This window comes from Chryseobacterium sp. KBW03, assembly GCF_003852415.1.
Taxonomy (GTDB): Bacteria; Bacteroidota; Bacteroidia; order Flavobacteriales; family Weeksellaceae; genus Chryseobacterium; species Chryseobacterium viscerum.
In genome coordinates this window covers 835,080-849,034 of record NZ_QAJO01000003.1, presented here as the reverse complement: position 1 = coordinate 849,034, position 13,955 = coordinate 835,080, and the positions used below count along the sequence as shown (strand labels likewise).

The following is a 13,955-nucleotide window of genomic DNA, read 5'->3' as shown; positions in this document are numbered from 1 at the left end:
ACATCACCATACTTTCCAATCTCCTTCTAACTTCTAATGTCTAGTTAATCCCTTCGTCCAGAAGTTTATGCAGATCTATAATCCCGAAATAGGTCCCGTTTTCCGTTACAATCAGCTGGCCGATATTATTTTCTTTCAGAACTTTCATGGCTTCTTTGGCAAGAGCTTCTTTTTCAATCGTTCTTGGATGGGAAGACATAATATCTTTAGCCAAAACTTTATTGATATCTTCTCCTTTCATCAGCATTCTTCTCAAATCTCCATCTGTGATGACCCCGATGATCTGGTCTCCATTGGTCACCACTGTGATTCCATGGCTTGAAGCACTGATCGAGATGATCACATCCCTTATCGAAGCATCTTCTGCAACCTGAGGCTTTTGAGAAGAAAGGAACTGTTCTACGGTAGAGGTCAGGTTTTTTCCTAAGCTTCCTCCCGGATGGAATTTGGCAAAATCATTGGCCTTAAAATCGTTCAGTTCCATTAAAGCAACAGCCAAAGCATCTCCCAATGCCATCTGAATCGTGGTAGAGCTGGTAGGTGCCAGTTTATTCGGGCACGCTTCAACGTCCACATGAGTATCCAGGATAACTTCAGAGAATTCAGCAAGTTTGCTGGTTTTATTTCCGGTCATTCCGATCAAAGCTGAAGAATAACCTTTTAAATAAGGAACCAGATTGGCGATTTCGGGAGAATTTCCAGAATTGGAAATACACAAGACCACATCCTGCTTCTGAATAACTCCAAGATCTCCATGGATCGCTTCTGAAGCATGCAAAAATTGAGAAGGAGTACCTGTTGAATTCAACGTAGCTACAATTTTGTTACCTACATGGGCAGATTTTCCTATTCCTACTACGATGAGCTTTCCTTTTGCCGAGTGGATGATTTCTACTGCCTGGGCAAATTGATCGTCAATTCTATTTTTTAATTTTTCGAGCTCAGAAATCTCTATCTCTAAAGTGCTTTTTGCAATTGATATAATGTTGGTTCTATCCATTTTACGATAATAAGGTATACAAAAAAGTTCTTAAAAAACGTTATATTTTAAAAAGAATATTTAATATAAATTTTATTTTTATAAATTCGTTCGCTTTTATTTTAAGCAGAATTTTTATAACTTTGGGTGAGTTGCAAATTTAGCAATAGAAAATTAGATGAGCGCAAAAAAAGCCAATTTATCAGGCGAATTGAAAAAGTATTTTGGGTTTTCTACATTTAAGGGCCAGCAGGAACAAATTATAGAGAACCTATTGAATGGGAAGGATATATTTGTTTTAATGCCTACAGGAGGTGGAAAATCATTATGTTATCAACTTCCGGCACTGATTTCGGAAGGCACAGCAATAGTTGTTTCGCCCTTAATAGCGTTGATGAAAAATCAGGTAGATGCAGTGAACGGCCTTTCATCTGAAGACGGGGTAGCACATGTATTGAATTCATCATTGAACAAAACGCAGACCAAACAGGTTTTTGACGATATCAAAAGCGGCAAAACCAAACTTCTGTATGTAGCTCCTGAATCATTGATTAAAGATGATTACCTGGAATTTTTGAAAGATGTGAAAATTTCTTTCTTTGCTATTGACGAAGCCCACTGTATTTCAGAGTGGGGACATGATTTCAGGCCAGAATACAGAAATCTGAAACAGATTATAGACAAAATTGCCAATGTACCGGTGATTGCTTTGACGGCTACTGCCACTCCTAAGGTTCAGGATGATATCCAGAAAACGTTGGGAATGACCAATGCATTGGTATTTAAGGAAAGTTTCAACCGGCCTAATCTATATTATGAAGTATGTCCGAAAATCAACGTAGATAGGGAAATTGTAAAATTTATCAATCAGCATAAAGGGAAATCAGGGATTGTATATTGCCTGAGCCGAAGAAAAGTTGAAGAATTTGCCCAGCTTCTGCAGGTAAACGGCATCAATGCACTTCCTTACCACGCCGGTCTTGACCAGAAAGTCAGGGTGACCAATCAGGATAAGTTTCTGATGGAAGACGTGGACGTAATTGTGGCAACCATTGCCTTTGGGATGGGAATTGATAAACCGGATGTCCGTTTTGTGATCCACTACGATTTTCCAAAATCACTGGAAAGCTACTATCAGGAAACCGGAAGGGCTGGAAGAGATGGTGGTGAAGGCCATTGTCTGGCATTCTACGATCCGAAAGATATTGAGAAATTAGAAAAATTCCTGGCACAAAAACCTGTTTCTGAAAGAGAAATCGGATTACAACTTTTGAATGAAGTGGTAGGCTATGCCGAAACTTCTATGAGCAGAAGACAATATATTCTGTATTATTTTGGAGAAACTTTTGATCCGGTAAAAGGAGATGGTGCCAATATGTGTGACAACTCTTCCAATCCGCCAAAACTGAAGGATGCAACTGCCGACTTGAAAAAAGCGCTGGAACTGATCAATGATACAGGAGAAAAATTCAAATCCAAAGATCTGATTTCTGTCATCGTAGGAAAAGAAACTGCAGTGACGAAGTCTTACAAACTAGAGCAAACTTCTCATTTTGGTTTTGGAAAAGATGAAAAAGATAATTATTGGAAAACAATCCTTAGACAAGCTACTGTTCAGAACTTTTTACAGAAAGATATCGAAACCTATGGTGTTTTGAAGCTTACAGAAAAAGGAAAAACTGTTCTGAATGGAAAATCTAAAGATCTCTTTTTAATTGCTGAAGACAAAGAATTTGATCTTACGCAGGCAAAAGCGGAGAGCGATCAGATACAGCAGCAAGCCGGGGGAGGTTTGGATCAAAAACTTTTTAACCTGTTAAAGGAACTTAGAAAGAAAGTAGCCAAGAAACATGGGATTCCACCGTATACTGTATTTATGGATCCCAGTTTGGAGGATATGACGGTTCAGTATCCGATTACAGTAGATGAGATCACCAAAATTTATGGAGTAGGTGAAGGAAAAGCCAAAAAGTACGGTAAAGAATTTGCGGATTACATCAAAACATATGTAGAAGATAATAATATAGAACGTACTCAGGATATGGTATTGAAGCAGGTGGCCAACAAATCGAGCCATAAAGTTTTCATTATCCAGAGCACTGATAAAAAGATCGACCTTGAAGATATAGCAAGAGCTAAAAATCTTTCTATGGATGAACTTCTGAAAGAAATGGAAAGGATCGTTTATCAGGGAACAAAACTGAATATCGATTACTATATTGAAGATAATTTTGACGAAGACATCGTAGACGGCTTCATGGAATTTATGAACGAATCTGAAAGTGACAGCATGAAAGTATTGCTGGACGAGTTCGGGGATGAATTGTCTGATGAGGAAGTGAGGATGCTGAGAATAAAGTTTATCAGTGACGTAGCGAATTAAAATGATTTTAAATAATAACGAGATAATTTTAAAAGAAATTCTTCCTAAGAAGGGTTTCTTTTTTAATATGACAGAGAAGTTGAGAACAGCTTTTTCTATATTTTATTTAGCAATCGCTGTATTCATTATTACCAATAGTTTAATTTCCAGTTTTGGGCTTTTTTCAATAATAGGGATTGTTATTTTTTGCAATGCTTTGTATATTACTTTTTTTAGGTGGATTTTAAAATATAGGAACCTGAAAAACAATTGCTATATAATTACAAATCAAAGAATAGCCATTGTTGAAAGGGCAAATGGAAATATTGTAAAAGATAAAAAATTGAATGAAATAGATCAGGTGAATGTTGAAATGAATACGAAACACTTTGGCAACATCATTTTTGGTGAACCTGAAAATATATTTGGTAAAGATGATGAGAGTTTTTCTTTTTTTAGAAGAAGAGGTGCTAATTTTACTGAAGATAAATATACTTTTCTAAGTGTTGAAAATATTCACGAAATTATTCCTGTATTTAATGAGTTGGGATTGAAGGTTAATAAAACTTTTTACTAACTTTACATTGATGAAAAAGATATCTGTCATATTTATTCTGCCGGACTTAGAAACCGGGGGAGCAGAAAGAATTGTTACTACTATAGCGAATCATCTCTCCAGAGATCGGTTTGAACCCAAGATTTTGCTGTTACGTAAACAAGGCGGATATCTGAATTTTCTGAAAAAAGACGTTGAAATTATCGACATCAATACCGAAAGAATAAGGCATTCATTAAAGCCTATTTTAGGAGAAATATACAGAAGAAAACCCGATATCGTATTCTCCGGTTTTGGGGAAGTAAATGCTTATTTGTCTCTATTTATAAAACTTTTTCCAAGAACAAAATTCATTGCCCGCGAAACCAATGTCGTGACGCAGCATGTTACCCGAAAAGAAATTAAATTTTTCTATAATTTTTATAATAACTATCAGAAAATCATTGCTCAAAGTGATGATATGATGAAAGATCTTGTCGATAATTTTAATATTAAAAAGAAAAGAATTGTTAAGATCAATAATCCTGTAGACTTTGATTTCATTGAAGATAAAATGGCATTATCCTTAAAGCCTGAATGCTTCAAATACAATTATAAGAACGTAGTTGCAATTGGCAATTTATCTTCCAGAAAAGGATTTGATAACCTGCTGAAAGTTTTTTCAAGACTGAAAAATGAAAATATTATGCTTCATATTTTAGGCGATGGAAAAGATAAAGATCTTCTGCTTCAGACGAAAGAAATTTTAGGCCTGAAAAAAGTCATCTTCCACGGAAGACAGGAAAATCCTTATCAATACCTGAAATATGCAGATTTATTTGTTCTTTCTTCAAGATATGAAGGATTTCCAAATGTTCTTCTGGAAGCAGGTGCATGTGGTATTTATTCTCTGGCCAATAACTGTCCGGGTGGGATTAATGAGATTATCCAGCACAATATAAACGGTGAAGTTTCAAATATTGAAAACTATGATGGTTTTGCCCAGCAGATTGTAAGAGTGCTGCACAGCAATTACAATCGGGATGCTATAAAAAACTCGATTAAATCCAGGTTTTCGAAGAATATTATATTAGATAAATATGAGCAGGTTTTGCTGGATTTAATGAAGTAGTATTGCCCTATTATTTGCCTTATGGGGTTTTATTTTCTTAGATTTGGACCCGTATAAAATAAATGTCAATGAATAAAATTTCCAAAATAGGATGCTCTTGTGAAAAACCAGATTCCAATTATACAGAATATAGAAGTTCAGAACTGGGTATAGATCATACTAACGGAAGATATGGAGAAGTAACCATTCAACAGTGTAAGTTGTGTCAAAGAATATGGATTCGTTATTTTGTTGAATATGAAAGTTTTTCAAAATCAGGAAGATGGTACAAAGGAATCGTTTCGAAAAAAGATCGTTTACAGATAACCCCGGAAAATGCAGTAGAGTATTTGGAAAACCTTGAATGGTATGTGTATGGAGGGTCATTTTTTGAAAGCACAGGTAAATTTGGACAAGGAAAATTGAATTTATAGTATTTCCTGCTGATTTAATAAGAAAAACAGTAAAATTAAATATCATATCAATGAAACCATTTATAACTGGTATTTTGATACTGAATTCTGTTGTAATAATGGCTCAGCAGAAGACGATCTCCAGAAAAGAATTATTGAAAACGGCTATTGATCAGACGATCAAATCCGCAGAAATTCAGGAAATAGCAATGGCTGCAGGTCAGGGAGCTCCCGAACATCTGCATCCTTGCCCCGTTTTAGGAATGATAAAATCAGGAGAAGCTGTTTTTCAGATAGAAGGACAACAGAAAGTGGTACTTCATGAAGGTGATGCTTTTTATGAGCCCAAAAATGTAAAAATTCTTCATTTTGATAATGCTTCAGCAGAAAAGCCACTTGTCTTCACGGCAATTTATCTGAAAGAGGGGAATGAAGAAAATATAAAGTTCATAAAATAATACTTTTCATAAAACTAAAGCATATAATTATCATTTTTAAAATTGATAAAACTCACTTTGGTGCTTGGTAATTTATATGTAAATTTGTGAGAATTAAGATAGATAATAATAAACAAATTCATACAATAACATGAGTCAATTCGATGTTACCGTAATAGGTTCTGGTCCCGGTGGTTATGTTGCTGCAATCCGTGCAGCACAGTTAGGTTTCAAAACAGCAATTATTGAAAAATATTCAACTTTAGGCGGAACTTGTCTTAACGTTGGATGTATTCCGTCAAAAGCACTTCTTGACAGCTCTGAGCATTTCGAAAATGCAAAACACAATTTTGCAGGTCATGGAATTATCATCAATGAGCCGCAAGCAGATATCGCAAGAATGATTGCGAGAAAAAATGAAGTAGTAGAGCAGACTACAAAAGGAATCAACTTCTTGATGGACAAAAACAAAATTACTGTTTTTGAAGGTCTTGGAAGTTTTGAATCTGCGACTCAGATTAAAGTGACTAAAAACGACGGTTCTACTGAAACTATCGATTCTAAATATACAATCATTGCAACAGGTTCTAAACCTTCATCTTTGCCTTTCATCACTTTAGATAAAGAAAGAGTGATCACTTCTACAGAAGCTTTAAATTTAAAAGAAATTCCTAAGCATTTAGTAGTAATCGGTGGTGGAGTAATCGGTCTTGAATTAGGTTCAGTTTATTTGAGACTTGGAGCTCAGGTTACTGTTGTTGAGTTTATGGATAAAATCATCCCTACAATGGATGGAGCTTTAAGCAAAGAATTGACTAAAGTTCTGAAAAAACAAGGTATGAAATTCATGCTTTCTACAGCAGTTTCTGCAGTGGAAAGAAATGGAGATACAGTAAAAGTAACTGCAAAAGACAAAAAAGGAGAAGAAGTAGTAGTAGAAGGAGACTACTGTTTAGTTTCTGTAGGTAGAAAACCTTATACAGACGGTCTTGGATTAGAGAAAGCAGGTGTAGAACTTGACGAAAGAGGAAGAGTAAAAACAAATGATCATTTACAGACCAATGTTGCAAACATTTATGCAATCGGTGATGTAATTAAAGGAGCAATGTTGGCTCACAAAGCTGAAGAAGAAGGAGTTTTCGTTGCTGAAACTTTGGCTGGACAAAAACCTCACATCAATTATAATTTAATTCCTGGAGTGGTTTACACATGGCCGGAAGTTGCTGGAGTTGGTAAAACTGAAGAGCAATTGAAAGAAGAAGGTGTAGCTTACAAAGTTGGGTCTTTCCCGATGAGAGCTTTAGGAAGAAGCCGTGCAAGTGGTGATATCGACGGTTTGGTGAAAATCATCGCTGACGAAAAAACGGATGAAGTTCTTGGTTTCCACATGATCGGAGCAAGAGCCGCAGATTTAGTTGCTGAAGGTGTCATTGCTATGGAATTCCGTGCAAGTGCTGAAGATATCGCAAGAAGTTCTCATGCTCACCCAACGTATGCAGAAGCGATTAAAGAAGCTGCATTGGATGCTACGGGAAAAAGACCAATCCATATGTAATATCTGATTAAAGATTTAATCATTTAAATATTTAAAAATAAAAAGGCTGTTTCTTTTGAAACAGCCTTTTTTGCGCCATTTATGGCATGAAAATGGAAATAAATTTTGAAAATTTCATAGATGAAAAAGATTTTTATCAGTTGGATGCTTTTGGCAGGGATCAGCTCATTTGCCCAGGAAGCAGGAAAAGCAGGAGAATTATTAAAGAATGAAGCTTCTGCCACAGAAATAAAAGCTTCTAAAAGCCCGGATGAAAAAAATAGAACTTTTGATCAGTCGAGATCAGGAAATACTCCAATTCCTCAGAGAAATAGAAATGAAAACAGAATAAAAACCCCTAATTATCAATGGAACAGAAATTACGGTTATGCTGAAGTTTTTCTGAGAATTCCTGAACAGGGCTTTTTTACAGTTGAGGTTGGTGATCAGATGATGGCAAACGGCTCCGGAAAATACAGATTCTTTGATTTATCTTCAGGAAGAATGCCTGTCTCAATCTATGAAAATGGTTTTCTGATCTACAGAACCACTTTGATGCTTCGCAATAACAGTAGAATGGTACTCGATTTCTTTACCAATGAAGGTTTGTATCTTTTGGATTCTTATCCTGTTCAGGGGCAGTATGGTTTTAATGACTGGAATGATGTATGGAATAATCCGTACGGAAATCAGTCAGGAGACTGGTCTCATCAGGGAAATGTAATGGATCATAATTCTTTCCGTCAGTTTTTTGATATGATGATGAGGAATGAGAAGTTTGACGATGGGAAAGTTGCCATGATCAATCAGCAGATGCGGACTTCTATGTTTACTTCCGCACAGGTCAGGGATCTTGTAAAAGCAATCAGTTTTGATGATAAAAAGCTGGCATTAGCAAAATCAATGTACCGCAGCTGTGTTGATAAAAACAACTATTTTATGGTCTATGATGCCTTTGATTTTGAAAGCAGCAAACGAGAACTGATGGATTATATTTCTAAATTATAGTATTGAATAGGAACGAGCTTTAGCCCGTTTTAATTTTTATAGACATACCATTTGGCTTCAGCCCAAACTTATTTTTTTACATAAGTTTCATTTTGTCGTAAAACTTAGAATGTTTCGGTGTAATGTTGAATTGTATTCCAAAAGTCACTCCATTAAAATACTTTTCTTTATGAATAGGGAAACCGTATCCTGTATTGAGAAATATTGCATTAAATATCGAAAATCCTATCCTTGGCTCCAATGAATACGGATTACCTGATATTCCAAACAACAGTCCGGCGCGGATAAAATTAATATTCACCTCCGGAATGAATTTGTCCGTCTGATTGACACGGGTGTAAAGTAAGGAAGGTCCCAAAATAATAGATCCATCATAGGTTTCACCAAATCTATATTCTAATCCTGCCTGCAAAACATTTCTTCCGGTATACCGGTACGAAAGGTTAATTGCTGTTTTCTCCAATAATTGGGCTTTTGAAAAGACAGCAGAGAGGAGAAGGAGTAGAATAAAATATTTTTTCATGTTTTGTTTTTTTATTCAAATGTACAGGTTTTACAGCCTTTATGAAAGATTAAAAAGGATCTTCAAAAGATTATAATCGTATTGACTAGGTTGGCATCTTCAAATTTCCGTACCTTTGTCAGCTAATTTTATCATCAATGCAACTCGGAAAAACTCAAACTTTAACAATTTCAGAAAAAATTAATTCAGGATGGTTCCTCGCGGACGAATCCGGTGAAAGAGCTTTTCTGCCTAAAATTTTCATTCAGAATGAAAAAGAAATAGGCGAGGAGGTTGAAGTTTTTGTGTATCAGGATGACGATAAATTGAAGGCAACTACTGAAATTCCATTGGCGGAAGTAGGAGAATTTGCAGTAATGAGCTGCGTACAAAGTCTTCCGAGCGGAGCATTTATGGATTGGGGAATCATTAAAGATTTATTTATCCCTTACAAACAGCAGAAAACTAAAATTATAGAAGGAAAAAGGTATCTGGTTTATCTTTATGTAGATGAAGATATGGAGCTGATCACAGGAACTACAAAATTCAAGAGAAATCCACAGTATGACGATCTTGAGTTCAAAAAAGGAGATAAAGTAGACCTGATCATGATGAATGAAAGTGAGCTGGGCTGGAACGTTATCATCAATAAACAATATATTGGTTTGATATATGCTTCAGATGTTTTCAAAAAATTGTATCCTTTATCGGAAGAAAGCGGGTATATCAAAACAATACGTGAGGACGGAAAAATAGATATTTCCTTACAGCCGGAAGGGTTTGAAAATATTGACGAGTTCAAACAGAAAATCCTGAACAAACTGGAAGAAAATTATGGACTTCTGTATGTTTCAGATAAATCTTCTCCTGAAGATATTCAGGCTGAACTTCAGATGAGTAAGAAAAACTTCAAAAAGGCGATCGGCGGACTATATAGAGATAAGGTGATCGATATTTTGGAAGATAAGATCAAATTATTATAAAATAAAAAACGAGCAGAAATTTCTGCTCGTTTTTTTGTTACTCTCTGTTTTTGATCAGAAGCCATCCGTTGTAGATTCTTCCGTCAGAAACTTTTATAGTATACCAGTAATTTCCTGTAGAGATGGGTTGAGATTCATATTTTCCGTCCCATTGGAAAGGTTTCTTTTTAATGACTTCTTTATAGAGTATAGCTCCTTTTCTGTCATATAAATAAACTTCTGTTCCAGGATAGTTTTCCAGTCCGGCTATTCTCCATGTATCATTAATTCCGTCGCCGTTAGGGCTGATTGCATTAGGAATATTGAATATTGAGAAGTTTTTCTTTCCGATAATACATCCGGATTTTGTTCTTACATACACGGTATATTCTCCCATATTTAAATTGGTGAAAATATTAGAATCCTGCCATGTGAAATTATTTAAAGAGAATTCGTAGTTTCCACTCTGAGAAAGAATAACAGTTGCTGTATTATTTGTAATATTCACAGAAACAATATGGGCTAAAACAGAATAGCTTACCTGAGTAGAACTGGTACTTTCACACCCGAAAACATTGGTTACTTTCACGGTATAAGTTCCCGGAGTAGATACGGTAATGGTTTGGGTGGTTGCTCCGGTATTCCATTCATAAGATTTGAATCCAGGTCCTGCATCCAGAATGACCGATTTTCCTTCACAGAAATCAAGTTGATTAGGAAGCTGAACAAAAGGTTTTGGATTAAGGGTAAGATTGAGTCTCACAACTTTAAAACATCCGTCCGGAGTTGCTACTTTAACGTGGAGAAGGGTTGTTCCTACATTTAACACATACGCTGAAGGATTGGCAATAGGATTTCCTGCCGTATCCGTATAGGTAAAAATATAACCGCCGGGATTATTAATAATACCCGCTTCATACGAATGAAGGTTGACTACCATTGAAGTGGCTGTAGTAGTATTACACTGTACCTGTGTAAAGTCTTTAGCGGGAACATTATCTGTAGATAGAGTCACGGTTATAGCCAGTTTCTCAGATTCACAGTTGTTTAATGTCTGAGTTACATAATATGTTTGCCCATTTACAAGAGGAGTTGTCATAGGTATTACAGCTCCGGCTGCATTATAAAATGTCAGTGAGTTTCCAGTTACAACCAGCTTATCCAAAGTAGGATTGGCAGAAGCACAAAAATCCTGGTTTGCATTGGCTGTTGGTTTAGGGGTACTGTTTACTGTGACCTGAATAGCTGTTTTATTACTTTCACAACCATTAATAGTCTGAGAGGCATAATATGTTTGCCCATTGACAAGAGAAGTAGTCGCTGGTAAAATATTTCCTGCAGCATCATACCATTTTATATTCTGCCCGGTGATCTGGAGGTCAGAAACTTTTGGGTTGCTGGTAGCGCAGAAAGTTTGTTGAACGTTTGTACTTGTTGGAAGAGCGGGAGATGTTACAATTACATTCTGATTCTGAGTGGCTGTATTTCCATTCCCATCATTATAAGTCCAATGAATAATATAGTTTCCGGGGATTGAATAAGATAAAGGATCTGTTGTTGTTGCAGTAACTATTCCTGCACAGTTATCCGTAGCAGTAGGAGCAGTCGTAATTGCTGTATGACAGTCTCCTGTAATATCTGCTAGAGTAGCAATATTCGGAACCGGAGCGATATTGTCACCCACAACAACGTTTACTGTAAAAGTACCGTCGCAGGCTCCCGATCCTGAAACCTGACATGTATAGGTGCCCGCATGAGCTATTGTTGCATTAGGGATGGTTGGGTTTTGCTGGTTAGAAGTGAAACCATTTGGACCCGTCCAGTGATAGGTTGTTCCTCCTGTAGCGTTAAGCTGAACAGTTGAATTGGTACAAACCGGAGAGTTTGATGTGACAGATATTCCTGCAGCACAATCATAAAATTTAGCGAAATTATTATTAACTTGGGTTCCTCCTAAGGTATATATATTATTACTTTTTGCATAGATGGAATGAACGGATGAATAAAAATAAGTTCCCCAAACCTGATTACCTGCCGGATTAAATTTAGTAAAAAAACCTGAACGATAACCATTATTATTATCAGGCATATAACCATTTGGAGTTGCTATCTGAACTGCGTTTGATGTCTGCCCTGAAAATATAAGACTATTATTGTCATCTACGGAAAGTCCGAAGGCCTGATCATCATTTACAGCATTGCTTGTTGTTGCTCCGAAATAAGTTCCCCAAATTTGATTTCCTGCAGGATTGAATTTTGTTAAAAAGATATCATCACCAAGATTAGATGTACGTATTGGCTGATGTGTTCCTGGAGTTGATATTCTTTCATTAGCATTCGTATTTCCTAATAAAACTACATTGTTATCTTTGTCAACTTTTAAATCTCTTACTATTGTTCTCCCTTCATTATAATTGTGCTGAATACCATACGCGTTTCTACCTCCATAATAAGTTCCCCACAAAAATTGAAAATTACTGTCTAGCTTGGCTAGAAATGTATTGCCTTCTCCGATCAAAGTTTGCTGATGAGTACCTGCTGTTCCATTTCCGGTAATATTATACCCCTGATAAACATCGCCGGCCAAATAAATATTATTATTACTGTCTCTGTCAATTTTTTTAATTCCCGACTCTTTTAAAAAAAAATAGGAGCCATACATTTGTTGACCATTCGGAGAAAACTTTGCGATAAAAGAAACCCCATTATAAATATTAGGATTATTTTGAATATTTCCATTAGCTGTTACAATCCCATTGTTTCCGGTGGAAAGGCCCCCGATAATTAAGTTCTGGTTTGAATCTAATACAATAGAATTTGCTGTGTCAAATTGATCTCCTCCGAAATAGGTTCCCCATATTCTTATACCATTATCATTAAATTTCATGATGAAAGAATCAATGTCATATCCCATCCATTGCCCCTGGTAATTTGTATGTTCTTTATGGGCACCGGGAGTGGTTATATTGTTTATACCTCCCTGAGAATCTCTTGCCTGGCCAATAGCATATATTTCATTGTTATTATTAATGGCAATATCCTTCAGAAGATTGGTTTCATCCCCTCCATAATTGAATTGATGATTTCCTAAAAATACACCCCATATTTTATTTCCTGCCGGATCAAATTTACAGATATAACCATAGTTCTGAGAGTTAGAGTCCATTATTGTATAAGTACTAGTAGCAATATTATATCTTGCAATAGTAGTAAATCCAGTATAAACTTCCTGATTGGAATTGGCCAATACTCTGTAATAGGTATTAGATTGCCATACCCAGTTAGGATGATTTTTAATCCATAAAGGAGTTGGTACAGGATCAATAACCAAAGTTTTAGTAAAAGTGTCCTGTTTTCCAATAAAACCATAGGTGTCTTCACCAATCTGTCGATAACTAATTTGTGTTTCTTTCTTAGAATTTCCTTCTACGAGCCATGAAAGAGGAATATTTTCATGCATATCTCCAAAACGGAGGTTCATTACAATTTTTTTATCTTTTAATGAGGTCTTAACACCCTTGAATTGCATTTTAATATCTGAAACTTTTCCTCCAGGTTTTATAATAAAATTGTATTCCATAGGCTTCAAGGTATCTTTTGGCTTAAAAAAAACAAGATCAATATTATTGTAAATATTTTTATAAGTGACCTTTTTAAAGCGATAAACATTTAAGATTCCATTGGGTTTGCCAGGGACATTGTAAAAATGATCATAATCAGGGGATCTTTCTTCAGGAATTATTTCTGAGTTAGAATTAGAACCGATAAGGTCTATATCTATCCTGTGATATTTGTATTTAACATTCTCTTTCTGTTGGTTATATGACTTTTTAATCTTGTCATTTTTGGGGTCTGTTATACTTTCTACCTGATATACATCATAAGAAAAGCCGTTAGATCTCAGCTGTACATTCAGGCCATTAGAAAGAAAAAGATATTTTACATCACTATTTTCTTTTCCATCCTGATCTATAATCTGACCTTTATTTTCATAAAAACAATAGGAGTTATCTTCAGAAATTTTTTTTTGTGAAAATAGAAGTACTGCGCTCAAAATCGCGAACAGCGAAAGAATTTTCTTCATCAGGTTATTAATTTTGCGGCAAAGATAT

Annotated in this window: 11 protein-coding genes; 8 read left to right on the top strand and 3 right to left on the bottom strand. The window is 35.7% G+C overall.

Going from position 1 to position 13,955, the window contains the following annotated elements; translation table 11 throughout:
• Positions 1–40: 40 nt before the first annotated feature.
• Entirely contained in the window at positions 41–1,000 is a 960-nt protein-coding gene (locus DBR39_RS07815) for an SIS domain-containing protein (RefSeq protein ID WP_124531976.1), read from the bottom strand.
• Positions 1,001–1,157: 157 nt separating this feature from the next.
• Between DBR39_RS07815 and recQ the strand changes: the two genes are divergently transcribed.
• The 7 genes from recQ (at position 1,158) to DBR39_RS07780 (ending at position 8,379) form a co-directional block, all read left to right on the top strand.
• Positions 1,158–3,362, top strand: coding sequence for a DNA helicase RecQ (recQ, locus tag DBR39_RS07810; RefSeq protein ID WP_124531974.1), 2,205 nt, complete (start codon positions 1,158–1,160; stop codon positions 3,360–3,362).
• A 1-nt stretch (position 3,363) separates the two neighbouring features.
• Positions 3,364–3,918 (top strand): hypothetical protein, encoded by a 555-nt coding sequence (locus DBR39_RS07805; protein WP_124531972.1) that lies wholly within the window; start codon positions 3,364–3,366, stop codon positions 3,916–3,918.
• Positions 3,919–3,928: 10 nt separating this feature from the next.
• Positions 3,929–5,008 (top strand): glycosyltransferase, encoded by a 1,080-nt coding sequence (locus tag DBR39_RS07800; protein ID WP_124531970.1) that lies wholly within the window; start codon positions 3,929–3,931, stop codon positions 5,006–5,008.
• Positions 5,009–5,076: 68 nt separating this feature from the next.
• The gene (locus DBR39_RS07795; RefSeq protein ID WP_124531968.1) at positions 5,077–5,421 is read left to right on the top strand and encodes a hypothetical protein; all 345 of its coding nucleotides are present in this window, start codon (positions 5,077–5,079) and stop codon (positions 5,419–5,421) included.
• Between the two features lie 50 nt (positions 5,422–5,471).
• Positions 5,472–5,858 (top strand): cupin domain-containing protein, encoded by a 387-nt coding sequence (locus tag DBR39_RS07790; protein WP_124531966.1) that lies wholly within the window; start codon positions 5,472–5,474, stop codon positions 5,856–5,858.
• Between the two features lie 130 nt (positions 5,859–5,988).
• Positions 5,989–7,392 carry a dihydrolipoyl dehydrogenase gene (gene lpdA, locus DBR39_RS07785; RefSeq protein WP_124531964.1) on the top strand — a complete coding sequence of 468 codons (1,404 nt, stop codon included), beginning with the start codon at positions 5,989–5,991 and terminating at the stop codon, positions 7,390–7,392.
• A gap of 120 nt (positions 7,393–7,512) precedes the next feature.
• Complete coding sequence (locus DBR39_RS07780) at positions 7,513–8,379, top strand: DUF4476 domain-containing protein (RefSeq protein WP_124531962.1); 867 nt, start codon at positions 7,513–7,515, stop codon at positions 8,377–8,379.
• Between the two features lie 76 nt (positions 8,380–8,455).
• Here the strand turns inward: DBR39_RS07780 and DBR39_RS07775 are convergent, their stop codons facing one another.
• Positions 8,456–8,902 (bottom strand): hypothetical protein, encoded by a 447-nt coding sequence (locus DBR39_RS07775; protein ID WP_124531960.1) that lies wholly within the window; start codon positions 8,900–8,902, stop codon positions 8,456–8,458.
• Positions 8,903–9,039: 137 nt separating this feature from the next.
• On the opposite strand from DBR39_RS07775, the gene DBR39_RS07770 reads away from it, so the two are divergent.
• Positions 9,040–9,864 (top strand): S1 RNA-binding domain-containing protein, encoded by an 825-nt coding sequence (locus DBR39_RS07770; RefSeq protein WP_109738564.1) that lies wholly within the window; start codon positions 9,040–9,042, stop codon positions 9,862–9,864.
• Between the two features lie 37 nt (positions 9,865–9,901).
• Here the strand turns inward: DBR39_RS07770 and DBR39_RS07765 are convergent, their stop codons facing one another.
• Positions 9,902–13,927, bottom strand: a complete 4,026-nt coding sequence (locus DBR39_RS07765) for a T9SS type B sorting domain-containing protein (protein WP_124531958.1) — start codon at positions 13,925–13,927, stop codon at positions 9,902–9,904.
• Positions 13,928–13,955: the final 28 nt, after the last annotated feature.